The organism is Serratia sp. CY38905 (assembly GCF_052168875.1).
In the GTDB taxonomy this organism is placed as follows: domain Bacteria; phylum Pseudomonadota; class Gammaproteobacteria; order Enterobacterales; family Enterobacteriaceae; genus Serratia; species Serratia sarumanii.
This window is the reverse complement of sequence record NZ_JBJNLV010000007.1, coordinates 222,108-244,583: the sequence shown is the minus strand read 5'-3', so window position 1 is coordinate 244,583 and position 22,476 is coordinate 222,108. Positions and strand designations below refer to the sequence as shown.

The 22,476-nt window shown below is 60.8% G+C and carries 20 protein-coding genes and 1 pseudogene; 10 read left to right on the top strand and 11 right to left on the bottom strand.

The annotated features are described in order from the left end of the window. A partial coding sequence (locus tag ACJ8MK_RS16850; RefSeq protein WP_072270094.1) for a transketolase-like TK C-terminal-containing protein occupies positions 1-318 on the top strand: 318 nt, incomplete at its 5' end. A 69-nt stretch (positions 319-387) separates the two neighbouring features. On the opposite strand, the gene brnQ is transcribed toward ACJ8MK_RS16850, so the two are convergent. Then, positions 388-1,710, bottom strand: coding sequence for a branched-chain amino acid transport system II carrier protein (gene brnQ, locus ACJ8MK_RS16845; protein WP_442517914.1), 1,323 nt, complete (start codon positions 1,708-1,710; stop codon positions 388-390). A gap of 594 nt (positions 1,711-2,304) precedes the next feature. Between brnQ and ACJ8MK_RS16840 the strand changes: the two genes are divergently transcribed. The 7 genes and pseudogenes from ACJ8MK_RS16840 (at position 2,305) to fbaA (ending at position 10,255) form a co-directional block, all read left to right on the top strand. Then, positions 2,305-3,393, top strand: coding sequence for an ABC transporter substrate-binding protein (locus ACJ8MK_RS16840; protein ID WP_060428925.1), 1,089 nt, complete (start codon positions 2,305-2,307; stop codon positions 3,391-3,393). A 78-nt stretch (positions 3,394-3,471) separates the two neighbouring features. Further along, complete coding sequence (locus ACJ8MK_RS16835; protein ID WP_033635883.1) at positions 3,472-5,241, top strand: ABC transporter permease; 1,770 nt, start codon at positions 3,472-3,474, stop codon at positions 5,239-5,241. Further along, a complete protein-coding gene (locus tag ACJ8MK_RS16830; RefSeq protein ID WP_060419309.1) occupies positions 5,234-6,304 on the top strand; it encodes an ABC transporter ATP-binding protein in 1,071 nt (356 codons plus the stop codon). Before ACJ8MK_RS16835 ends, ACJ8MK_RS16830 begins: the two co-directional genes overlap by 8 nt. 66 nt (positions 6,305-6,370) lie before the next feature. Further along, positions 6,371-6,496, top strand: a pseudogene (locus ACJ8MK_RS16825) (LysR family transcriptional regulator); the annotation flags it as partial. Positions 6,497-6,808: 312 nt separating this feature from the next. Further along, complete coding sequence (gene epd / locus ACJ8MK_RS16820) at positions 6,809-7,825, top strand: erythrose-4-phosphate dehydrogenase (protein ID WP_004931582.1); 1,017 nt, start codon at positions 6,809-6,811, stop codon at positions 7,823-7,825. 70 nt (positions 7,826-7,895) lie between these two features. Further along, positions 7,896-9,059, top strand: a complete 1,164-nt coding sequence (gene pgk / locus ACJ8MK_RS16815; RefSeq protein WP_025160206.1) for a phosphoglycerate kinase — start codon at positions 7,896-7,898, stop codon at positions 9,057-9,059. 116 nt (positions 9,060-9,175) lie between these two features. Then, positions 9,176-10,255, top strand: coding sequence for a class II fructose-bisphosphate aldolase (gene fbaA / locus ACJ8MK_RS16810; RefSeq protein ID WP_025304179.1), 1,080 nt, complete (start codon positions 9,176-9,178; stop codon positions 10,253-10,255). 56 nt (positions 10,256-10,311) lie between these two features. Here fbaA and ACJ8MK_RS16805 read toward each other — a convergent pair whose 3' ends face one another. Then, positions 10,312-10,980, bottom strand: a complete 669-nt coding sequence (locus ACJ8MK_RS16805; RefSeq protein WP_033635872.1) for a DUF1345 domain-containing protein — start codon at positions 10,978-10,980, stop codon at positions 10,312-10,314. 205 nt (positions 10,981-11,185) lie between these two features. Between ACJ8MK_RS16805 and mscS the strand changes: the two genes are divergently transcribed. After that, positions 11,186-12,052 (top strand): small-conductance mechanosensitive channel MscS, encoded by an 867-nt coding sequence (mscS, locus tag ACJ8MK_RS16800; RefSeq protein WP_033635871.1) that lies wholly within the window; start codon positions 11,186-11,188, stop codon positions 12,050-12,052. Positions 12,053-12,134: 82 nt separating this feature from the next. Here mscS and ACJ8MK_RS16795 read toward each other — a convergent pair whose 3' ends face one another. The 3 genes from ACJ8MK_RS16795 to ACJ8MK_RS16785 all read right to left on the bottom strand — a co-directional run bounded on the left by ACJ8MK_RS16795 (position 12,135) and on the right by ACJ8MK_RS16785 (position 15,690). Continuing rightward, positions 12,135-13,484 carry an MFS transporter gene (locus ACJ8MK_RS16795; RefSeq protein WP_060452071.1) on the bottom strand — a complete coding sequence of 450 codons (1,350 nt, stop codon included), beginning with the start codon at positions 13,482-13,484 and terminating at the stop codon, positions 12,135-12,137. A 171-nt stretch (positions 13,485-13,655) separates the two neighbouring features. Next, on the bottom strand, positions 13,656-14,687 hold the full coding sequence (locus ACJ8MK_RS16790) for a methionine synthase (RefSeq protein WP_033649411.1): 1,032 nt from the start codon (positions 14,685-14,687) through the stop codon (positions 13,656-13,658). A gap of 25 nt (positions 14,688-14,712) precedes the next feature. Then, complete coding sequence (locus ACJ8MK_RS16785; RefSeq protein ID WP_101455662.1) at positions 14,713-15,690, bottom strand: DUF1852 domain-containing protein; 978 nt, start codon at positions 15,688-15,690, stop codon at positions 14,713-14,715. 316 nt (positions 15,691-16,006) lie between these two features. Between ACJ8MK_RS16785 and ACJ8MK_RS16780 the strand changes: the two genes are divergently transcribed. Next, a complete protein-coding gene (locus ACJ8MK_RS16780) occupies positions 16,007-16,546 on the top strand; it encodes a DUF2058 domain-containing protein (RefSeq protein WP_033635867.1) in 540 nt (179 codons plus the stop codon). Positions 16,547-16,553: 7 nt separating this feature from the next. On the opposite strand, the gene ACJ8MK_RS16775 is transcribed toward ACJ8MK_RS16780, so the two are convergent. The 6 genes from ACJ8MK_RS16775 to ACJ8MK_RS16750 all read right to left on the bottom strand — a co-directional run bounded on the left by ACJ8MK_RS16775 (position 16,554) and on the right by ACJ8MK_RS16750 (position 22,385). Continuing rightward, complete coding sequence (locus ACJ8MK_RS16775) at positions 16,554-17,252, bottom strand: RluA family pseudouridine synthase (RefSeq protein WP_442517913.1); 699 nt, start codon at positions 17,250-17,252, stop codon at positions 16,554-16,556. 143 nt (positions 17,253-17,395) lie between these two features. Further along, a complete protein-coding gene (gene araD, locus ACJ8MK_RS16770; RefSeq protein ID WP_103773075.1) occupies positions 17,396-18,091 on the bottom strand; it encodes an L-ribulose-5-phosphate 4-epimerase in 696 nt (231 codons plus the stop codon). Further along, the gene (locus ACJ8MK_RS16765) at positions 18,085-18,945 is read right to left on the bottom strand and encodes an L-ribulose-5-phosphate 3-epimerase (RefSeq protein ID WP_164064131.1); all 861 of its coding nucleotides are present in this window, start codon (positions 18,943-18,945) and stop codon (positions 18,085-18,087) included. Before ACJ8MK_RS16765 ends, araD begins: the two co-directional genes overlap by 7 nt. 1 nt (position 18,946) lies before the next feature. Continuing rightward, on the bottom strand, positions 18,947-19,603 hold the full coding sequence (ulaD, locus tag ACJ8MK_RS16760; RefSeq protein ID WP_442517912.1) for a 3-keto-L-gulonate-6-phosphate decarboxylase UlaD: 657 nt from the start codon (positions 19,601-19,603) through the stop codon (positions 18,947-18,949). Then, a complete protein-coding gene (locus ACJ8MK_RS16755; RefSeq protein ID WP_442517911.1) occupies positions 19,600-21,090 on the bottom strand; it encodes an FGGY-family carbohydrate kinase in 1,491 nt (496 codons plus the stop codon). Before ACJ8MK_RS16755 ends, ulaD begins: the two co-directional genes overlap by 4 nt. Next, complete coding sequence (locus ACJ8MK_RS16750) at positions 21,090-22,385, bottom strand: MFS transporter (RefSeq protein WP_033654042.1); 1,296 nt, start codon at positions 22,383-22,385, stop codon at positions 21,090-21,092. Before ACJ8MK_RS16750 ends, ACJ8MK_RS16755 begins: the two co-directional genes overlap by 1 nt. Between the last annotated feature and the right edge of the window lie 91 nt (positions 22,386-22,476).

The window sequence follows — 22,476 nt, the reverse complement described above, 5'->3', positions numbered from 1 at the left end:
GAAGTGGGCATCACGGTGGAAGCGGCGGACAAGCTGACCGCGGCGGGCCGCAAGGTGCGCGTGGTGTCGATGCCGTCGACCGACGCGTTCGACAAGCAGGATGCGGCGTACCGCGAGTCGGTGCTGCCGGCGGCGGTAACGGCGCGCGTGGCGGTGGAAGCGGGTATCGCGGACTACTGGTACAAGTACGTGGGGCTGAACGGCGCCATCGTGGGCATGACCACCTTCGGTGAGTCGGCGCCGGCGGAGCAGCTGTTCGCCGAGTTCGGCTTCACCGTGGACAACGTGGTGGCCAAGGCGCAGGCGCTGCTGAAGTAAGCGGCCTGGCGCCAGCCGATAAGAAAGCCGGTCATCGTGACCGGCTTTTTTTATGGGCGTGACCCGCGGTTACGACGCGGCGTTGGCGCTTTCGACGCTGCGCAACCGGTCGTAAGCCGCCGCCAGCAACAGCACCAGCAGCGTAGGCTGCAGCCAGACCAGACCCTGTTCGGCCAGCGGCAGCTTATCGAACCAGTCGGGCAGCAGGCCGCTGAAGCTGGAGGCCTTCAGGCCGTCGGCGAGGCCAAACACCAGGCTGGTGGCGATCACCGGCGCGAAGACGCGCTTGGCGCTGCGCCAGCGGTTCTGGCTGAAGCTGAGTAACACCAGCGCGATGCAGGGCGGATAGATCGCCGTCAGCACCGGCAGCGAGACGCGGATCAGATTGGCCAGCCCCATGTTGGAGACCAGCATGGCGAAGAGGGCTAGGATGACCACCAGCGCGCGGTAAGAGAGCGGCAGGTAGCGGGAGAAGAAGTCCGCGCAGGCGCAGGTCATGCCGACCGCCGTCACCAGGCAGGCGATGAACATCAGCACCGCCATAAAGATGCTGCCCAGATCGCCGAAGGTGTGCTGCACATAGGCGTGCAGGATCGCCGCGCCATCCTGAGCGCCACTCTCGACCAGGCCGCCGCTGCCGGCGCCGAGCTTGAACATGCAGATATAGACCAGCGTCAGGCCGACGCCGGCGATCAGGCTGGCCCACAGGGTGTAGCGCAGCAGCAGGCCGCTGTCGCTGACGCCGCGCGAGCGGGCGGCGGTAACGATAATCGAGCCGAACATCAGCGCCGACAGCGTGTCCATGGTTTGATACCCCTGCACGAAACCGGTGGAAAACGCCGCTGTCTGATAGCTGCCGACGGCGGAGATCGGCGCACCGGCGGGCCAAACCAGGGCGGCGATGCCGAGCGCGGCCAGCGCCAGAATTTTTAGCGGCGCCAGAATATGGCCGACGTTATCGAGCAAGCGGCCGGGATACAGCGACACGATCATCGCCAGGGTAAAGAACAGCAGGCTGTAGATGAACTGCGGCAGGGCGCCGTCGCCGGTGAAGGGCGCGATGCCGAGGGCGAAAGAGACATTGGCGGTTCGCGGCGTGGCGAACAGCGGGCCGAGCGCCAGATAGCAGACGGTCGCCAACAGCAGGCCGGCGGTGCGGCCGATGGGGCCGGTCAGCAGGCTGATGCTGCCGCCGACGCGCGCCAGCGCGATCACGGCGATCACCGGCAGGGCGACGGCGGTCACCATAAACCCGAGGGCGGCCGGCCACAGATGTTCGCCGGACTGCAGCCCCACAAGCGGCGGGAAAATGATGTTGCCGGCGCCGACAAACAGGGCGAAGGTCATAAAGCCCAGGGCGATAATGTCTTTCGGGGATAAATTCTTGGTCATAACGGTATGGCACTGCCTGTATTCATGAAATAAACGGCCTGGCTGCGGATGGAGAACCGCAGAAGGGCAGGCGCAGGGGGCCGCGAGCGCCCGCAAAATTTTCGTCCGGCAGGATATAATAATTCGGCGACAAAAACCTGATTAATCCAGCGCTGTTTATCCTGGCGTGAACCGGCCGCACAGAGGGATCATGGCGGCCGGCCCGGCAGGGCTTTAGCTTGCGCGCGCCACCCTGTCTATCGACAGCGGGATTTCGATATGCGGTTTGAAAGAGTCATAGGCGAAAGAGACATGGCCGTCTTCGACCGGTTTGCGGGTGAAAAAGATCAGCATATCGCGGGTCGAATGCCGGCGTTTGTCCTGAAGTTTCCAAGATCGCCATCGTACAGCGAATTCGCCTGCTGCGGCGCTCTCGCCTGGCCGAATAGTCTGCAACAGAAAGTGCCGTAAAGCCCGCGCTGCCGGGCTTTTTTGTTGGCTAAAAAATGTCCAACCTCACAAAACCGAAAGATAACAAAGCAACGCCGTTGCCTCGTTGCAGTTATTAACTATATGTTAATTTTTGGTTTATTAAATGTGATCAGGGGATGGATGATGATGAAAAAAATCAGCGCGACCGTAGCTGTAATCACCTTACTGGGCTCCGTTTCCGCCTATGCGGCCTTCCCGGCGGGCTACCCCGCCGACTATCAGAAATGGGTCGACGGCGCGAAGAAAGAAGGCAAGGTGGTGATTTACTCGACCACCGACACCAAGGCGGCGGCGCCGCTGATTCAGGGGTTCGAGGCGTTGTACCCGGGCATCAAGGTGGAATACAACGACATGAACAGCACCGAACTCTATAACCGCTTCATCAGCGAGCAGGCGGCCGGCGGCACCAGCGGCGACGTGGTGTGGAGCTCGTCGATGGACACCATTTTGAAACTGGCGGGCGATTACGCGCAGGAGTATGCCTCCCCTGAGCAGGCCCAGCTGCCGAAATGGGCGGTATGGCAAGATAAAGTGTATGGCACCACCTATGAGCCGGTGGTGTTTATCTATAACAAACGCCTGATCCCGCAAGGCGATGTGCCGGATTCGCACGCGGCGCTGGCCAAGCTGATCGCCGGCCAGACGGACAAATTCAAGAAGAAAGTCACCACGTACGACATCGAAAAATCCGGCGTCGGCTTCATGCTGTCGGTGCAGGACTTCAAGGCCGATCCCAACTACTTCAAAACGCTGGCCGACGTGGCCAAGGGCGGGCTGGCGGTGCAATCCTCCACCGGCACCATGATGGAACGCGTCTCCTCCGGTGAAAACCTGATCGGCTTCAATATCCTCGGTTCGTACGCCGAGGCCCGCGCCAAAAGCGACCCGTCGCTCGGCATCGTCTATCCGAAAGACTATACCCTGGTGCTGTCGCGCGTGAGCTTCATCAGCAAAGAGGCCGGCAACCCTAACGCCGCCAAGCTGTGGTTCGACTACGTGCTGTCGGAGAAAGGGCAAAGTATTCTCGCCAATCAGGCGGATATCCCCTCGATCCGCAACGACATCGAAGGCAAGAACGACATCGACGGCATGACCAAGCTGTTGGGTAACGCGCTCAAGCCGATCCCGGTCGACGACAGCCTGCTGGAATATCTGCAGCCGGCCAAACGCCTCGACTACATCAAACAGTGGCGCGCCGCCGCGGCGAAATAACAGGGACTGCATTCGGACGTGCGCCTGCCTTAGAGGCGCGCGCCCTTTGGTCGTCGTTTACAACCATAGGGAGCATTTATGCAAGCATGGCGCAGAAAGTGGCAGAGCCTGCCGCGCGGCCTGGTGGTGTTGATAACCGCGCTGGTTATCTATGTCCCCCTGTCGTTTATCATCATTCAAAGCTTCCTCTCGGCACCGTTTTTCTCTCCCTCCAAGGTCTTCAGCCTGGAGGCCTTCGAGTTCATCTTTACCGATCCGGATTTCTACAAGGCGCTGAAGAGCGGCTTTATTCTGGCATTCGGCCTGGTGATCATCGCCATCCCCCTCGGCGGCATTTTGGCTTTCCTGATGGTGCGCACCGATCTGCCGGGGCGGCGGATCATCGAGCCGCTGATTCTGGTGCCGATCTTCGTGTCGCCGATGGTGCTGGGCTTCGGCTACGTGGTGGCGGCGGGGCCGGTGGGCTTCTTCTCGCTGTGGGCGCAGGCGCTGCTGGGCTTCGTGCCGTGGAATATCTATTCGATGGCCAGCATCGTGGTGATAGCCGGATTGACGCACGTGCCCCACGCGTATCTGTACATCTCCTCGGCGCTGCGCAGCGTGGGCTCCGACGTTGAAGAAGCGGCGCGCACCGCCGGCGCCACGCCGCTGCAGGTGATGACCGCCGTCAGCCTGCCGATGGTGCGGCCGTCTATCCTGTACGCCGGGGTGCTGCTGTTCTTCCTCGGGCTGGAAGTGTTCGGCCTGATGCTGGTGCTGGGGGATCCGGAGGGCAACCTGGTGCTGGCGACCTACCTTTACCAGTTGACCAACAAGCTGGGCACGCCGTCTTACCACCTGATGGCGGCGGTGGCGGTGGTGCTGATCTGCATCACCATTCCGCTGGTGATGCTGCAGCGCCGGCTGATGCGCACCGCCAACCGCTTCGTTACCGTCAAGGGCAAAGCCTCGCAGGCCCGCGCGCTGCCGCTGGGCAAATGGCGCTGGGTGGCCGGCGCGGTGGTGGTGTTCTGGCTGACCGTGACCATCGGCGTGCCGCTGATAGGCGTGGTGCTGCGCGCCTTTATCTCCAACTGGGGCGTGGGCGTGTCTGTTTGGGACGAGCTGTCGATCAACACCTTCCGCACCATCTGGGCGCAGCCCAACCTGCTGCGCGCCATCGTCAACTCAATGGCGATTGGGGTGATTGGCGGGGCGCTGGCGGTGGCGTGCTACCTGTTCATCGGCATTGCCATGCACCGCAAGCCGGATGGCGCCACGCGCTTCCTCGATTACAGCGTGCTGGTGCCGCGCGCTGTGCCGGGGCTGCTGGCCGGTCTGGCATTCCTGTGGGTGTTTCTGTTCCTGCCGATGTGGCTGGACAAATCGCTCAAGGAGGGCTGGCTGTCGGCGCTGCCGATGGCCGAGTGGCTGCGTGCTAACTGGATCGTCTGGCTGCGTTCGCTGCGCAGCACCATCTTCAGCGTCTGGCTGGCGTACACCGTGGTGTGGATGGCTTACGGCCTGCGGCTGATCTCCTCGACGCTGCTGCAGGTGGGGCCGGAGTTGGAGGAGGCGGCGCGCAGCGCCGGCGCCAGCCGCGGTCAGATCACCCGCCACGTCACCATTCCGCTGTCGCGCTACGGCCTGATCGGCTCCTGGCTGCTGATGTTCCTGATTTTTGAGCGCGAATACTCCACCGGGGTGTATCTGCTGTCTCCTGGCACGGAAACCATCGGCTCGATGCTGGTTTCCCTGTGGGCCGCGGGCGCTATCGATATCGTCGCCGCGCTGTCGTTCATCAATATCCTGCTGGTGGTGCTGGGGTTAGGGATTGCCTTGCGCTTTGGAGTGAAATTACATGATTGAACTTTCGGTAGAGAATCTGCATTTGACCTATGGCGACAACCCGGTGCTGAAAGGGGTGTCGATGGACCTGAAACGGGGCGAAGTGGTCTCGCTGCTGGGCCCGTCGGGCAGCGGCAAAACCACGCTGCTGCGGGCGGTGGCCGGGCTGGAGAAACCGAGCCAGGGGCGGATCGTCATCGGCAATAACGCGGTGTACAACGGCAGCGCACGCAGCGAAATTCCCGCCGAAGAGCGCAATCTGGGGCTGGTGTTTCAGTCCTACGCGCTGTGGCCGCATAAAACGGTGTTTGAGAACGTCGCTTACCCGCTGAAGCTGCGTAAGATCGCCTCGGCGGAAATCACCCAGCGGGTGCAGGCGGTGCTGGAACAGCTCGGGTTGGGGCATCTGGCCAAGCGCCATCCGCACCAGCTTTCCGGCGGCCAGCAGCAGCGCGTGGCGATCGGACGGGCGCTGGTCTACAACCCGCCAGTGATCCTGCTGGACGAGCCGCTGTCCAACCTTGACGCCAAGCTGCGCGAAGAGGCGCGGGTATTCCTGCGCGAATTGATCATCAAGCTTGGCCTGTCGGCGCTGATGGTGACTCACGATCAGAACGAGGCGATGGCCATTTCCGATCGCATCCTGCTGCTCAATAACGGCAAAATCGAGCAGCAGGGCACGCCACAGGAGATGTACGGTTCGCCCACCACGCTGTTCACCGCCGAGTTCATGGGCAGCAATAACCGCTTGCCGGGCAAGATCGTCGCGCTGGAAGGCGACCGGGCGCGCATCGAAGGCAAGGATTGGGCGCTGTGGGGCAAAGCGGGCGCAGGCGTGCAGGTCGGCCAGGAGGGCTCGGCGGTGATCCGCGTGGAGCGCGTGCGGTTGGGCGAAGATCCGCAGGGCAACCAGCTTGAGCTGCCGCTGCTGACCAGCATGTATCTCGGCGATCGCTGGGAATACCTGTTCCGCACCGTGGCCGAGGATTTCGTGGTGCGCGCCTATGGCCACGAGGCGCGCGATCGGGCGCTGTGCCGGCTCTCCCTGCCGGCCGAGCATCTGTGGATATTCCCGAAAGCCTAATCAGGACGCCCGCAGGCGCGGGCGTTCCGTTTACAGAGTTAAACCGCTAGCGGCGATCTTTTCCGGGCGGTGTACGTTTCCCGACTGGCAACGTCGGCGAAAGTGCGGGTGACGGTCGAATTTTTGCGCGACTATTTCCGCGAGCACTACGGCGAAACGGGGCCAGCGAGTGAAAATCCGCCGCGGCCTTGAGGCCAAAAATGTGCGCCAGATCATCTTATGCTCGTAAAACTCCCCTCCGTTACTTGTGGAACTGTTGCACCTGTTCCTTTTGCCAAAACTTTGGTTTATGCTCAGCTGAAGCGTTTCAGTTGAAGCACTCTTCGACAGAAATGCCGATGTGACGGCGGCGAAAAGCCGCTGAAGCGCGGGAATAATGCAAACGCGGCGATTCACAGCGGGCGGTGCGATCCACTACTCTATGCGGGTTAGTGAGACAACCAGTCAGCGCCGGCCCGGCGCCGGTGAGTCAGCCCGGCGGGACGGCCCTTTTTCAGGAGCAGCATGACCATCCGCATAGCGATAAACGGCTTTGGCCGCATCGGCCGCAGCGTATTGCGCGCACTGTACGAATCGGGACGACGGGCGGAAATTTCCGTGGTGGCGATCAACGAGCTGGCGAATGCCGAGGGCATGGCCCATCTGCTGAAGTACGATTCCAGCCACGGCCGCTTCGCCTGGGATGTGCGGCAAGAGTGCGACACGCTGAGCGTCGGGGACGACGCGATTCGCCTGTTGCATCAGCCGGCGGTGGAGCAGTTGCCCTGGGGCGAGCTGGGCGTCGACGTGGTGCTGGACTGCAGCGGCGTGTACGGCAGCCGGGCGGATGGCGAAGCCCATCTGGCGGCGGGGGCGAAGAAAGTGCTGTTCGCCCATCCGGGCGGCAACGATCTGGACGCCACCATCGTGTTCGGCGTCAACCATCAGACGCTGTTGGCGGAACATCGCATCGTGTCCAACGCCTCGTGCACCACCAACTGCATTATTCCGGTGATCAAGCTGCTGGACGACGCCTACAGCATCGAATCCGGCACCGTGACCACCATTCACTCGGCGATGAACGATCAGCCGGTGATCGACGCGTATCACGCGGATTTGCGGCGCACCCGCGCGGCGAGCCAGTCGATCATTCCGGTCGACACCAAGCTGGCCGCGGGCATCACCCGTATCTTCCCGCAGTTTTGCGATCGCTTCGAGGCGATCTCGGTGCGCGTGCCGACCATCAACGTGACGGCTATCGATCTCAGCGTCAGCGTGAGCGCCGCGGTGAAGGTGGCGGAGGTCAACCAGCTGTTGCAAAAGGCCGCACGGGAATCATTTCGTGGTATAGTTGACTACACGGAATTACCATTGGTCTCGATCGATTTTAACCATGACCCGCACAGCGCTATCGTCGACGGTACGCAGACCCGGGTCAGCGGGCAGCACCTGATAAAGACCTTGGTCTGGTGCGACAATGAATGGGGCTTTGCCAATCGGATGTTGGATACAACACGGGCAATGGCCGCCAGCGGTTTCTAGTACGGCGGCGCCGGCGTGATTGGCGCGCTGCTCAGGCAATTTTATAGAGATTCAATAAAGAGGGTTCACCATGTCTGTAATTAAGATGACCGATCTGGATCTGGCGGGTAAACGCGTACTGATCCGCTCCGATCTGAACGTGCCGGTAAAAGACGGTAAAGTGACTTCCGACGCGCGTATCCGCGCTTCCCTGCCGACTATCGAAGCTGCGCTGAAGCAAGGCGCCCGCGTGATGGTAACCTCCCACCTGGGTCGTCCTACCGAAGGCGAGTACAACGAAGAATTCTCCCTGCTGCCTGTTGTTAACTACCTGAAAGATCACCTGAAATCCCCAGTGCGTCTGGCGAAGGATTATCTGGATGGCGTCGACGTCGCCGAAGGCGAACTGGTGGTGCTGGAAAACGTCCGTTTCAACAAGGGCGAGAAGAAAGACGACGAAACCCTGTCCAAGAAATACGCGGCGCTGTGCGACGTGTACGTGATGGACGCGTTCGGTACCGCGCACCGCGCGCAGGCTTCCACCCACGGCGTGGGCAAGTTCGCGCCTGTCGCCTGTGCCGGCCCGCTGCTGTCCGCCGAGCTGGAAGCGCTGGGCAAGGCCCTGGGCAACCCGGCCCGTCCGATGGTCGCCATCGTGGGCGGTTCTAAAGTCTCCACCAAACTGACCGTGCTGGATTCCCTGTCCAAAATCGCCGATCAGCTGATCGTCGGCGGCGGCATCGCCAACACCTTCGTGGCGGCGCAGGGCAACAACGTGGGCCAGTCCCTGTACGAACCTGACCTGATCCCGAACGCGCAGAAACTGCTGGAAACCTGCGACATCCCGGTTCCGACCGACGTGCGCGTAGCGACCGAGTTCTCCGAAACCGCGACCGCGACCGTGAAGCAGGCCAACGAGATCCAGGACAACGAGCAAATTCTGGATATGGGCGACGTCTCTGCCGAGCGTCTGGCCGTTATCCTGAAGAACGCCAAGACCATTCTGTGGAATGGCCCGGTTGGCGTATTCGAGTTCCCTAACTTCCGTAAGGGCACCGAAATTGTCGCCCGCGCGATCGCCGATAGCGACGCTTTCTCTATCGCTGGCGGCGGCGACACTCTGGCAGCCATCGATCTGTTCGGTATCGCTGACAAAATTTCCTACATCTCCACCGGCGGTGGCGCATTCCTGGAATTCGTTGAAGGGAAACCGCTGCCTGCAGTCGTGATGCTGGAAGAGCGCGCTAAGCAGTAATTCAGACAACGGGAGGCGAAAGCCGCCCGTTTGTTTTATACCGCGCGGCTCACGCTGCGCGGCGTGAAAACATCGATTTACATCCATCTACGGCCGACGAAACAGGACAAAGTAACATGTCTAAAATTTTTGATTTCGTAAAACCGGGTGTCATCACGGGTGATGACGTTCAGAAAGTCTTCGCAGTTGCTAAAGAGAACAACTTTGCGCTGCCAGCGGTGAACTGCGTGGGTACCGACTCCATTAACGCAGTGCTGGAAGCCGCGGCTAAAGTGCGCGCGCCGGTCATCGTTCAGTTCTCCAACGGCGGCGCCGCGTTCATCGCCGGCAAAGGCGTGAAGACCGATGTGCCTCAGGGCGCAGCGATTCTGGGTGCCATCTCCGGCGCACACCACGTTCACCAGATGGCTGAACACTACGGCGTGCCGGTGATCCTGCACACCGACCACTGCGCGAAGAAACTGCTGCCATGGCTGGACGGCCTGCTGGACGCCGGCGAGAAGCACTTCGCCGCTACCGGCAAACCGCTGTTCTCTTCCCACATGATCGATCTGTCTGAAGAGTCTCTGGAAGAAAACATCGAGATCTGCAGCGCCTACCTGAAGCGCATGGCCAAAATCGGCATGACGCTGGAAATCGAATTGGGCTGCACCGGCGGTGAAGAAGATGGCGTGGACAACAGCCATATGGACGCTTCCGCACTGTACACCCAGCCGGAAGACGTGGCTTACGCGTACGAAAAACTGAACGCCATCAGCCCGCGCTTCACCATCGCTGCCTCCTTCGGTAACGTGCACGGCGTGTACAAGCCAGGCAACGTCAAGCTGACCCCGACCATCCTGCGTGATTCTCAGGACTACGTGTCCAAGAAATTCAACCTGCCGCACAACAGCCTGAACTTCGTGTTCCACGGCGGTTCCGGTTCTACCGACGCAGAGATCAAAGAGTCTGTGGGTTACGGCGTGATCAAGATGAACATCGACACCGACACCCAATGGGCGACCTGGGACGGCATCCTGCAGTACTACAAAGCGAACGAAGCTTACCTGCAGGGCCAGCTGGGCAACCCGAAAGGCGCCGATCAGCCGAACAAGAAATACTACGATCCACGCGTATGGCTGCGCGCAGCGCAGACCAGCATGGTGACGCGTCTGGAGCAGGCCTTCAAAGATCTGAACGCGGTAGACGTTCTGTAATCTTCGGCACCTGTTGCACGATGCAAAAGGCTCCCTGCGGGGAGCCTTTTTCGTTTTCAGCCCAGCAGGCCGGCGCCGACGTTGATAGACAGGCCCAGGATCAGCATGTTGAACACGAATGAAATAACCGACTGTACGAGCGCGATTTTACGCACCTCCGCGGCGCCGACCGCCACGTCGGCGGTTTGTGACGCGACCGCGATGGTGAAAGAGAAGTAGGCGAAGTCCAGATAGGTCGGCTCGGTGAGATTGCCGGGAAACAGCAGCGGCAAAGGCTCCTGCTGCGCACCCTGGCGATAAAATTGATGGGCGTAGTGCATGGTGAAGGCGGTCGGCAGCAGCAGCCAGGAGACCGCCAGCGTTCCGCCGGTTAACGCCAGATGCAGGGTTTTCAGTGAGTCGCTGGCCTGTTTGGCGCTGCTCAATTCGAACAGGATCGCCAGAATGCTCACCAGACAACCGAAACTGACCAGCGCCAACACCGTGCTGGCGCTTTCATCCTGCCGCCGGGCGATCTGGCGAATGTGCTGCGGCGTGCTGACCAGCATCAGCCGCCAGAGAAACAGCAGGTAGAGCCAGGCCAGCGTATTCCAGCCGATCATCAAGCGCTGCAGCAACGAGAGCTGGGCGGGCAGCAGCAGAAAGCACAACAGCCCGGCGCCGACGGAAAACAGCAGCCTGGGCCGCACTTGCCAATAGTGTTTGAGCGAAGAGCGAATGTGCATGAAGAACGGATCCCTTGTCGTGAAATGGCCAACGCGCTGTTTTCAGCATAGAAGAAGCGGCGAGCGGTTTCGGCTATTTTTAACGCTGACGGTTGGCATGAGCCTTTAATGTTGGTTACCCTTAGGCGGTGGTTTCCGACTGGCTGCCGAGGCCAGTGTATTTTTGCGAGTTTCTCCCGTTAGGGACTGAGTTAGGACGACACGAATGAAAGATTTGAATGTAGTAGACGGCATCAACGGTGCCGGCAACTGGTTGGTGAAGAACCAGGATCTGTTGATCCAGTACGCGGTGAATATCGTCGCCGCCATCGTTATCCTGATCATCGGTTCGATCGTGGCCCGCGTGGTCGGTAATGCGCTGAACCGCGTGATGAAGCTGCGCGGCATCGACGCCACGGTGGCAGACTTCCTGGCGGCGATCGTGCGCTACGGTGTGCTGGCGTTCACCTTCATCGCCGTGCTGGGGCGTGTCGGCGTGCAGACCACCTCGGTGATCGCCGTGCTGGGCGCCGCCGGTTTGGCCGTCGGCCTGGCGCTGCAAGGCTCGCTGTCCAACTTCGCCGCCGGCGTGCTGCTGGTGATCTTCCGTCCGCTGCGCGTGGGGGAATATGTCGATCTGGGCGGCGTGGCCGGTACCGTCGATCAGGTGCAGATTTTTTCCACCACCCTGCGTACCGCAGACAACAAAACCATCGTGGTGCCGAACGGTAAAATCATCGCCGGCAACATCATCAACTACTCCCGCGAGCCGAACCGCCGCGTGGATATCGTGGTAGGCGTGGCCTACAACGCCGATATCGACGTGGTGAAGAAGGTGCTGGGCGATGTGATCGCCGCCGACAAGCGCATCATGCACGCCAAAGGCGTGACCGTGCGTCTGAACGAGATGGCGCCGTCTTCCCTGAACTTTGTCACCCGTTCCTGGACCACCAACGCGGAATACTGGAACGTGTACTTCGATCTGATGGAAAACTTCAAGCGCGCGCTGGATGCCCACAACATCGGCATTCCGTTCCCGCAGATGGACGTGCACCTGTATCGCACCGAAGACGCTTCCGCCAAGGCGGAATAACAGAGAAGGGGGCCTTGGCCCCCTTTTTCATTACAGGCCGAGACGTCTCCAAGGGCGTCTCGGCCTTTTCTTTTCCGCGAGTTCAGGCGCCGGCGACCGGCTTGGCGAGCGGCGCGCGGCGGCGCAGGCTGAGGCGATAGAGCAGGAAGATGGCGCCCGCGCCCAGCAGCGCCGGCAGCGCCAGCCAGAGGAAGAACACTTCCGCCGAGCCGGCGGCGGTCATCATCCAGGCGCCGAGCATTGAGCCGACGATCGAGCCGAAGCGGCCATTGGCCATGGCCCAGCTGACGCCGGTGACGCGGGCCGCGGTCGGATAAAGGGTGGCGGAAACCAGATTCAGGCCGTTCTGCGCGCCGGCCACGCCGAAGCCTATCAGGAACACGACGGCGGCCAGCGTGTAGACGTCGCCCATCAGATACCCGGTCGCGCCGATCACCAGCGCGGCGCCCAGGTAGGAGACGGCCAGCACGCGGTAGGGCCCGATCCGGTCCATCAGCAGCGCCATCAGGATGGCGCCCAGGGTGCCGCCGAGCGGCACCATCGCCCCGATGCGCGAGGCGTGGACGATATCGTAACCGGCGTCTTTAAGTATCGTCGGCAGCCAACTGGTAAGCAGGTAGAACACGAACAGCGAGCAGAAGAACGCCGCCCACAGCAGCAGGGTGCGCGCGGCGCGCCCTTCGATAAACAGGTGCGAGATCGGCGACTTGGCCTGTGCCGGGCGCTCGTCATCGACAATGGTTATCCCCGTCCAACGTTGGCCGGTGATACGCTCGACCACCCGACGCAGCCGATCGGCATGCCTGGCGCTGGCGGCCATAAAGCGCACCGATTCGGGCATCTGCCAGGCCAGCAGCGGCAGCAGCGCCAATGGCGCAATGCCGCCGACCAGCAGCACGCCGCGCCAGCCGAACGCCGGGATGATCTGCCCGGCCAGCAGGCCGCCCAGGGCCAGCCCGGCGGTAAAGCCGCTCCAGCTCAGGGTGACCATCAGCATGCGGCGGCGCGCCGGTGAGTACTCCGAGCTGAGGGTGATGCAGGTCGGTATCGCACCCCCGAGGCCAATGCCGGTGATGAAGCGCAACAGGGTCAGGGATTCGATCGAATGCGTATAGGCCGAAGCCAGGGTGCAGCCGCCAAACACCAGCACCGCGACGAGCAGCACGCGTTTGCGGCCGATGGCGTCGGCGATCGGCCCGAACAGCAGGCTGCCGATCAGCAGGCCGAACAACCCCGCGCCGAAGGCGGGGGAGAGCTGCGAGGGCTGCAGGCCCCACTCTTCGCGCAGTGCCGGGGCGATATAGCCGATGATGGCGGTATCGAACCCGTCCAGCAGGGCGATCAGGAAACACAGGGTGAGGATGAGGATTTGATAAGGCGAGATCCTGGCGCGATCGATAATTTCGCTGATGCGAGCGGTATCTGGGCTCATGAGGGTTCCACTGTTATTAAGCTGGTGTGGGCTGGCTGAGGGGCCGTTCAGGCCGCTGTGGCTGGCATCGCGTAGAAATCCGAGTATACACCAGAGCGAGGGCGTTGCGGGGAGGGGGAGTCGATGATCATCGCCCGCCGCAGGAGGGTACTGCGGCGGGCGATGGCGCGATTATTTGGCCAGCAGTTCTCGGCGCACGATCTCGGCGCCGGCACTCAAGGCATTCAGCTTGCCGCTGGCGACCTGACGAGGCAGGGGAGCCATGCCGCAGTTGGTCGACGGATAGAGCTTGTCGGCATCGACAAACTGCAGCGCTTTGCGCAGCGTAGCGGCCACTTCCTCCGGCGTCTCAACGGTATGATTCGCCACATCAATGGCACCGACCATCACTTTCTTACCGCGAATCAGTTCCAGCAGATCCATCGGGACGTGCGAGTTATGGCACTCCAGCGAGATAATATCGATGGTAGACGTTTGCAGCTTGGGGAACGCCTCTTCATATTGCCGCCACTCTGAGCCCAGCGTCTTTTTCCAGTCGGTATTGGCCTTAATGCCGTATCCATAGCAGATATGCACCGCCGTTTCACACTTAAGCCCTTCAACGGCCCTTTCCAGGGCAGCGATGCCCCAGTCATTCACCTCGTCAAAGAACACGTTAAATGCGGGCTCATCAAACTGAATAATGTCGACGCCGGCGGCCTCGAGCTCTTTGGCTTCCTGATTGAGGATCTTGGCGAACTCCCAGGCCAATTTCTCGCGGCTTTTATAGTGGTTGTCATAAAGCGTGTCGATCATGGTCATCGGCCCCGGCAGGGCCCATTTAATCGGCTGCTTGGTCAGCTGGCGTAAAAATTTGGCGTCTTCAACGAAAACGGGCTTTTGGCGCGCCACCGCACCCACGACGCTCGGCACGCTCGCCTCATAGCGATTGCGGATTTTAACCACTTCGCGTTTCTCGAAATCGACGCCGCTGAGGTGCTCGATAAACGTCGTGACGAAATGCTGGCGCGTTTGCTCGCCATCGCTGACGATATCGATGCCGGCCTGTTGTTGTTCAGCCAGCGACAAACGCAGGGCATCCTGTTTCCCTTCGATTAATTCTTCATTTTGCAATTTCCAGGGCGACCACAGGGTTTCCGGTTGGGCCAGCCAGGAAGGTTTAGGCAAGCTGCCGGCGGTCGAGGTAGGGAGCAATATTTTCATAATAGATGACCTGTATTTAAGTGAATCAAAGCGCGTAGTGAGCAGACCATTGTTCAAGAATGGGCTTGTAGGGCTTGATAAATTGCTCTTCCGTAAATTTCCCCTGCTCAATCGCTAACCGGCTACGCTCTTCGCGATCGTAAACAATCTTGGTTAATGAATGATCCTGGTTATTCAGGCTTGGCTGATAGCATTGCCCCGCCGCCGAGTTGGCATTGTAAATTTCAGGCCGATAGATTTTCTGGAAGGTCTCCATCGTGCTGATGGTGCCGATCAGTTCCAGATCGGTGTAATCGCTCAGCAAATCCCCGGGGAAATAAAACGCCAGGGGTGCAACGCTATTTTTCGGCATGAAGTAGCGCACCTGCAGGCCCATTTTTTTAAAATACCGGTCGGTCAGCGAAGCGCTGTCTTGCCGATACTCGTCACCCAACACCGGGTGTTGATTGCCAGTCCGATGATAGGTGTCTTTGCTGGACACGCTGAGGCAGATCACCGGCGGTTTGCTGAAATTCTCATGGTATGCGTTTGAATTGACGAAGTGCTTAAAGATATTGCCGTGCAAATCGCCGAAATCATCCGGAATGTTGAACTCCGCCGTGTTTTTATTGTGCGCCGGCAGCAAGACGCTAAAATCGTAATCGCGCACGTAAGACGAGAAGTTATTCCCGACGATGCCCTCAAGACGTTTTTGCGTTTTTTTATCAATGATGTTGGTTTTCAGGATTTCGATCACCGGGAAGCTGGCACCCTGATCTTCAACGCGCATCTCAACCGAAATGATGTCAAGCTCAACCGAATAGCGGTCGGCCTTGGGGTTATCCCAATGCGCCAACGAATTGAAGCGATTGTTAATCATCACCAGCGTGTTGCGCAGGTTCTCCCGGCGGTTTTCCCCTCTGGCCAAATTGGCGAAGTTGGTGGTGATACGCGTACTTTCAGAAGGGTTATAATCTTCATCGAAAGAACTGCTCTTAATCGTAAAGGCAAAGTCTCTATTCATCGTCTTATAGCATCCTGTTATATGATATGAAGGCTGGATTTATCCATTTCTTTCAATGGGTTGTTTTTCTCTTTTTTTATTCAGCCGATTTCATATTGTCTGTCGTTAATGAGGTCTATTTTTGCCAGAGTCCCGCAGGGAGTGAAAGAGACTTAATTTCATTACCACATGAGCGGTATTCATGATCTGGCGTTCGGGCCGGTTGGCCGCCGTCGCCCTGCGGCGCAAACCGCCAATGCGCAGGGCCGGCAACCTGGTGCAGCCTGAAAAATTACGGGTATAATCCCCCCATGATCCCACGGCTTCAGACACGAACATGACAAAACTCACCTTACAAGAGCAGATGCTCAAAGCGGGCTTGGTAACCAGCAAGAAAATGGCCAAAGTCCAAAGAACGGCTAAAAAATCACGCGTTCAGGCCCGCGAGGCCAGAGAGGCGGTGGAAGAGAATAAAAAGGCGCAGCTTGAGCGCGATAAGCAGCTGAACGAGCAGCAAAAGCAGGCCGCGCTGTCCAAAGAGTACAAGGCGCAGGTGAAGCAGCTGATCGAGATGAACCGCATCGTTCTGGCGAAAGGCGATATCGGTTTCAACTTCACCGACGGTAACCTGATCAAGAAAATCCTGGTGGATAAGGCGACGCAAACCCAGCTGATCAATGGCCGCCTCGCCATTGCACGCCTGGTGGTCGAGAACCGCGAAGAGTGTGAATACGCGATTATCCCCGCGAGCGTCGCTGATAAAATCGCGCAGCGCGATGCGGCCAGCATTGTGCTGCACAGCGCGCTGAGTCAGGAAGAACAGGATGAAGACGATCCGTACGCCGACTTTAAAGTGCCCGACGATTTGATGTGGTAAGCCGCGTTCAGAACGGCGCGGCGTGACGAGCGGCGATCCGCTCCCCGCTAATGGGGTGCACAAAGTCCAGCTCGCTGGCGTGCAGCATCAGCCGCGGCGTTTGTTCGGTACCTGGCAGCAGTCGCCCGCCATACAGATCGCAGCCTAAAATAGGGTGGCCCAACTGCCGGCTGTGAATACGCAGCTGGTGGGTGCGCCCGGTCTCCGGGATGAGCTGCACCCGCGTCAGCGGCAGCGAGATCCCGTCTTCCGCTTCACGATAAAAACGCTCGACGACCCGATAGCGGGAGCGGGCGGGCTTGCCGTGGAGGGCGCAAATCGACATCAGCGGGAACAGCGCCGGATCTTTGGCGATCGCCGCGTCTATTACCCCTTCGTTATCCGCCAGATGGCCGCACAGCAGCGCGCTGTACACTTTGCCGACGGTGCGCTCGCTGAACTGCCGGCAGAGCGCGGCGTTGACGGCCTTGTTGCGGGCCACCACCATCAAGCCGGACGTGCCGAAATCCAGGCGGTGCACCAGGGTGCAGCCGGGGAAGGTCTGTACCAGCCGATGGTGTACCGAATCGAGATTCTGCGGATTCTTGCCCGAAAGGCTGAGCAGCCCGGCCGGCTTATTGATCAGCGCCAGATGATCGTCCTGATAGAGGATCTCTATTTGGTCATGGCATGGCGGTGCGATAAAGGTATCGGTGACAGTAGACATTGGGCGGCCGGCTGGAAGGTGGGTGCGGATGATAGCGAATTTTTCGCCGATGGGCGAATGCGGTTATCGTTATCACTGCGCCTCATGCCCGCTGGCACCCGATGCGGCAAAGCATCGGGCGCAACGATTATGGCCCTGGCGCGCTACTGCCCGTAGTAGGCGTTTTGGCCGTGTTTGCGCAGGTAGTGTTTGTCCAACAGTTCGCGCTGCATGCTGTGGATGCCCGGCGTCAGCTGGCGTGAGAAAATGCCCATGTAGGCAATTTCTTCCAGCACCACCGCATTATGCACCGCATTGTGGGCGTCTTTGCCCCAGGCGAAGGGGCCGTGGGCGTTGACCAGTACCGCTGGGATAGCGTTGGGATTGATATCGCGCCGGCGGAAGGTTTCGATAATCACCTTGCCGGTTTCCAGTTCGTAATCGTGCTCAATTTCATCCTGGGTCATCAGGCGCGTGCAGGGGATAGCGCCATAAAAATAGTCGGCGTGGGTGGTTCCCCAGGCGGGGATGTCCAGCCCGGCCTGCGCCCAGATGGTGGCGTGGCGGGAATGGGTGTGGACGATGCCGCCGATATCGGCAAATTCGCGGTACAGCGCCAGATGGGTGGCGGTGTCCGACGACGGTTTCTTTGCCCCTTCGACGGTGCGGCCGCTGGCCAGATCGACCACCACCATATCCTCCGCCGACATATGCTCGTATTCAACGCCGGAAGGCTTGATCACCACCAGGCCGCGTTCGCGATCCACCGCGCTGACGTTGCCCCAGGTAAAGGTCACCAGCTTATGGCGCGGCAGATCGAGATTGGCCTCCAGCACCTGTTGTTTTAACTGAGTCAGCATGTCATGCCCCCTTGTTGCATTTTCTGTTCGATCCAGCGGCGGGCCTGAACGATCTCGGCCACCGGCTCCTCGGCTTTTTCTGTCCACATCTCAATCAGGAATGCGCCGCGGTAATTGAGGCGCTGCAGCGTGCGAAACACCTCGACGAAGTCGACGCAGCCTTCGCCAAACGGCACGTCACGGAATTGCCCCGGCGAAGCGGCGGTGACCGGGTAGGTGTCTTTCAGGTGAATGGCGGCGATGCGATCGATGCCCAGCTCCAGCTCGCGCGGCACGTCGTTGCCCCAGGCGCTGAGGTTGCCAACGTCTGGATACACCGTGAACCACGGCGAGGCCAGCAGGGCGTCCCAGGCTTTCCATTTACCGATCGAGTTCATAAAGGCGGTATCCATAATTTCCACCGCCAGCATCACCTGGGCGGCGGCGGCACGGTCTACCGCCCACTGCATGCCTTCGCTAAAGCGTGCCAGCGTCCCCTCGTCCTGCTCTTCGTAATACACGTCGTAGCCGGCCAGCTGGATGGTGCGGATACCGACGTCTTGGGCCAACTGAATGGCCTGTTCCATCACGTCAAAGGCGCGCTGGCGCAGCGCCGGATCGTGGCTGCCAAACGGAAAGCGCCGGTGGCCGGAGAGGCACATCGACGGGATGCGGATGCCGGTTTCCAGCATGGCGTCCACCAGCGCCAGGCGCTGCGCTTTGCTCCAGCTCAGGCGCGCCAGGCGTTCATCGCTTTCGTCCACTGACATTTCGACGAAGTCAAAACCGCAGGCCTTGGCCAGCGCCAGGCGTTCGGGCCAGCTCAGGTGTTTCGGCAGCGCCTTCTCGTAAATTCCCAACGGGTGCTGACGCATATCATGATCTCCAGATGTCATCGATGGCGGTGCGGAACTGCCTGGCGGCCGCCGGCGGATCCCCGGCTTCGGCCAGCGCGCGGCCGGCGATAAAGGCGGTGACGGCGATCTCTTTAAACAGCGGCAGGTCTGCGGGCGTAATGCCGCCGGTCACCGACAGTTCGATGCCCAGATCGGACAGCGCCTTCATCCGATCCAGATCCTGCCGGCCCCAGGTTTGCCCGCTGGCCTGCGCGTCGCGGCCGCGGTGATAGATCGCCTGGCGAATGCCGAGGCCGCGCCATTGCCGTGCATCCTCCAATGTCCAGCGGCCGAACAGTTCGATCTGGATTTCACCGCCGTGACGCTCGGCGACCTCCCGCGCGCTGGCCATGGTGGCCAACGGCGCGGCGCAGATCACCGTCATCCAGTCCGCGCCCTGGCCGAAAGCCTGCTCGGCCAGCGTCGCGCCGGCGTCGGCCACCTTGAGATCGGCCACCAGCGTGTGCTGCGGGCAGCGCTCGCGCAGCGCGCTAACCGCCTGAATGCCGGCGCTGATGCACAAAATGGTACCGGCCTCGATGATGTCCACATGGGGGCTGAGGGTCTCGGCGGTGCGCAGCGCCATATCCAAACGGGTTTGATCGAGCGCCAACTGCAGGCGCGGTTTCGTGCTCATGGAGCCTCCTTGTTGGCGGGCTGCAGATTTTGCAATGCAGCAATCAGTGCCTGATAACGTTGGTGTTTGTTGTCGTAAGCTTCAGCGGCGGCCGCATCTGGCAGCAGCCGCTCGATACGCGGCGCCAGCCGGTGCTGGGCGGCGGTGAAATCGTTGAAGGCGCCGCTGCCGACCATGGCCGCCATCGCCGCGCCCAGACAGCCGGTTTCTTCCACCTGCGGCAGCTCCACCGGCAGGCCGCTGACGTCGGCGAACATTTGCATCCAGGGGAGGGATTTGGCAGGGCCGCCGGTCACGCGCAGCGCCTGCGCCTCAGGGAAACGCCGGCGCATGCGGTTAAGGTGCGTCATGTGGCAGAACACCACGCCCTCGTAGATCGCCTGCACCAGGTGCTCGCGCTGGTGGAAGGCCTGCAGGCCGTAGAAGCTGGCGCTCAGCCCCAGGCCGGCGTTGGATCCGTACAGGAAAGGGGCGAACAGCAGATCGCCGGCGGCTTTCGGCAGGGCGGCGACCCAGCGGTTAAGCTGGCCGTAGTCCTGCAGCCCCCATTGGCGACAGAACCATTCCAGGTTGGCGGCGGACGTGGGGCTGGCTTCATGCACGATGTATTGGCCGCTTTCGGCGTGGCGGCCATAGACAAAGGGATGATCGAAACCCTCGACGATGGCGTCGGTGATGCCGCTGGTGACTGACCAGGTCCCCATCACCGCATTGAGCCGGGTTTCGTCCTGCAGGCCGGCGCACAGCGCGGTGGACACCACGTCGAACAGCCCGCCGACCACCGGGGTGCCGGTTTGCAGGCCGGTGATGGCCGCGGCGTTTGCCGCGACGCGCCCGGCGATATCGGCCGAACCGACAATCGTCGGCAGGGCGGGCATGATGTCGCCGATACCCAGCAGTTGCGCTAGCGCCGGGTCATAGCGTCCGCTGCGCATCTGATACAGGTTGGATTCGGAGATATTGGTTTCTTCGCAGGCCAGCTCGCCGGTCAGGCAATAGCGCAGGTAGTCGTGCGCCATCAGCACGCTGCCGATGCGGGCGTAACGTTCCGGCTGATGCCGCTTCAGCCAACGCAGCAGCGAGACCGGGTGCCCGGTCCACAGCGTTTGGCGCGTTTGCGGATACAGCGCCTGCGGCACGCCCTGTCGCTGCCATTCCTGCACCAGCGCCAGCGCGCGCTGATCGGAAGAGAGCATGGCGTTGCCCAGCGGCTGCCCCTGCTTATCCAACAGAAATGCGCCCTTGCCCTGCGCCGAGATGCCGATGGCCTGGATGGCGCCGGCGGCGACGCCGCTGGTGGACAGCACTTCGCGGATCACGTCGGCGGCGGTGTGCCACAGCGATGCCATATCGCGCTCGGCCCAGCCGGGCTGCGGCGCGACGATCGCCAGATTGCGCCGCGCAACGCCGTGTTCATGGCCCCGGCGGTCGTATAATCCCGCCTTGATGAAGGTGCCGCCGCAGTCGAGCCCCAGCCAATATTCCATCATTCGTTCCTCGCGCCGTGGTCGCATTTATTGGGCAGCATCAACGCCAGCACGGAGGCGATCGCCAACGAGGCCGCCAGGCTGTAGACGCCGACATCCTTACTGAACAGGCTGATCAGGACGCCGACCATATACGGGCCGCAAAAGCCGCCGAGGTTGCCCAGCGCATTGATCACGCCGCGCGCGCCGCCGGCCACTTCGGCGTTGAACAATTTGGGCGGGATGGTCCAGAACACCCCGGCTGCCGCCTGAATAAACACGCCGCAGCCGACCAGCGCAGCGTAAGACCACCAGACGTGATCCTTCAGCAGCACCGACAGCGCCATGCAGGCAGCAAAGCAGGCCAGCGGCAGGGCGACGAAGACTTTGCGCTTGCCGGTGCGATCGGAGAGGGTGGAGATGATCAGCATGCCGAAGATGGCGCCGATATAGGGCAGGATAGCGAGCAGGCCCACTTGCTCCATATCGCCGTGAGTCAGCCCTTTCAAAATGGTCGGCAGCCACAGGGTGTAGCCGTAGATACCGGTCTGGTAGAAGAAATTTACCAGGATCAACTGCCACATGATCCGGTCGCCCAGCACCCGGCGCAGCGAGGCGTTGCGCACCGTTTTTCCTTTAATCAGCAGCTGTTCGTCGTGCAGGGTCTTCACCAGATACTCTTTTTCCGCCTGCGAGATCCATTTGGCTTCCTGCGGCCGGTTGCTGATGGTGAAGTACCACAGCGCCATCACCACCAGCGACAGAGCCCCCTCCACCAGGAACAGCATGCGCCAGTCCCAGGCGGTGATGATCCAACCCGACAGCGGGGCGGTGAGGATGCCGGCGATCGGTACGAACATGATGACGATGGCGTTGGCGCGGCCGCGCTCCTTATCCGGGAACCAGTTGCTGATCATGGTCAGCACCACCGGCAGCATGCCGCCTTCGGAAACGCCGAGGGCGAAGCGCAGGAACAGCAGCTGGTATTGGTTGGTGACCAGGCCGGTCAGCACCGAGATCACCGCCCAGGCCAACAGTGACCAGCCGATGAATTTCTTGCCGTTGCCGTATACCGCCAGCTTGCCGCCGGGCACCTGCAGAAACAGGTAACCGATGAAGAAAATGCCGCCGGCCAGCCCGGCCATCGAGGCGGTGATGCCGAGTTCGTCATCCATGCCGCCGGGCATGGCGAAGGCGATATTGACCCGGTCCATGTAAGAAATGATGCAGGTGATGAGGATCGGCGGCACGATCCTCAGCCAGCGGAGCTTGGGTATCGCCTGGCTTTGGCTGACGGAAACGGAGGCTGTATTCATAAGGACCTCTTTCGATGTTCGCTTTTTTGTAGGGTCGGGCGTTATTGTTTTGCTTGGTTTGAGCGCAAGGGCGCCCGCACAGGCCCCATGG

Bases quoted from the DNA above. Each gene is read 5' to 3' on its own strand.
- epd (WP_004931582.1), top strand. From the start codon at position 6,809: ATGACCATCCGCATAGCGATAAACGGCTTTGGCCGCATCGGCCGCAGC.
- mscS (WP_033635871.1), top strand. From the start codon at position 11,186: ATGAAAGATTTGAATGTAGTAGACGGCATCAACGGTGCCGGCAACTGG.
- ACJ8MK_RS16835 (WP_033635883.1), top strand. From the start codon at position 3,472: ATGCAAGCATGGCGCAGAAAGTGGCAGAGCCTGCCGCGCGGCCTGGTG.
- ACJ8MK_RS16750 (WP_033654042.1), bottom strand. From the start codon at position 22,385: ATGAATACAGCCTCCGTTTCCGTCAGCCAAAGCCAGGCGATACCCAAG.
- araD (WP_103773075.1), bottom strand. From the start codon at position 18,091: ATGCTGACTCAGTTAAAACAACAGGTGCTGGAGGCCAATCTCGATCTG.
- ACJ8MK_RS16790 (WP_033649411.1), bottom strand. From the start codon at position 14,687: ATGAAAATATTGCTCCCTACCTCGACCGCCGGCAGCTTGCCTAAACCT.
- ACJ8MK_RS16765 (WP_164064131.1), bottom strand. From the start codon at position 18,945: ATGCGTCAGCACCCGTTGGGAATTTACGAGAAGGCGCTGCCGAAACAC.
- ACJ8MK_RS16840 (WP_060428925.1), top strand. From the start codon at position 2,305: ATGATGAAAAAAATCAGCGCGACCGTAGCTGTAATCACCTTACTGGGC.
- ACJ8MK_RS16775 (WP_442517913.1), bottom strand. From the start codon at position 17,252: ATGTCTACTGTCACCGATACCTTTATCGCACCGCCATGCCATGACCAA.
- ACJ8MK_RS16795 (WP_060452071.1), bottom strand. From the start codon at position 13,484: ATGAGCCCAGATACCGCTCGCATCAGCGAAATTATCGATCGCGCCAGG.
- brnQ (WP_442517914.1), bottom strand. From the start codon at position 1,710: ATGACCAAGAATTTATCCCCGAAAGACATTATCGCCCTGGGCTTTATG.
- ACJ8MK_RS16830 (WP_060419309.1), top strand. From the start codon at position 5,234: ATGATTGAACTTTCGGTAGAGAATCTGCATTTGACCTATGGCGACAAC.
- ACJ8MK_RS16805 (WP_033635872.1), bottom strand. From the start codon at position 10,980: ATGCACATTCGCTCTTCGCTCAAACACTATTGGCAAGTGCGGCCCAGG.
- ACJ8MK_RS16785 (WP_101455662.1), bottom strand. From the start codon at position 15,690: ATGAATAGAGACTTTGCCTTTACGATTAAGAGCAGTTCTTTCGATGAA.
- ACJ8MK_RS16780 (WP_033635867.1), top strand. From the start codon at position 16,007: ATGACAAAACTCACCTTACAAGAGCAGATGCTCAAAGCGGGCTTGGTA.
- fbaA (WP_025304179.1), top strand. From the start codon at position 9,176: ATGTCTAAAATTTTTGATTTCGTAAAACCGGGTGTCATCACGGGTGAT.
- ACJ8MK_RS16755 (WP_442517911.1), bottom strand. From the start codon at position 21,090: ATGGAATATTGGCTGGGGCTCGACTGCGGCGGCACCTTCATCAAGGCG.
- ulaD (WP_442517912.1), bottom strand. From the start codon at position 19,603: ATGAGCACGAAACCGCGCCTGCAGTTGGCGCTCGATCAAACCCGTTTG.
- pgk (WP_025160206.1), top strand. From the start codon at position 7,896: ATGTCTGTAATTAAGATGACCGATCTGGATCTGGCGGGTAAACGCGTA.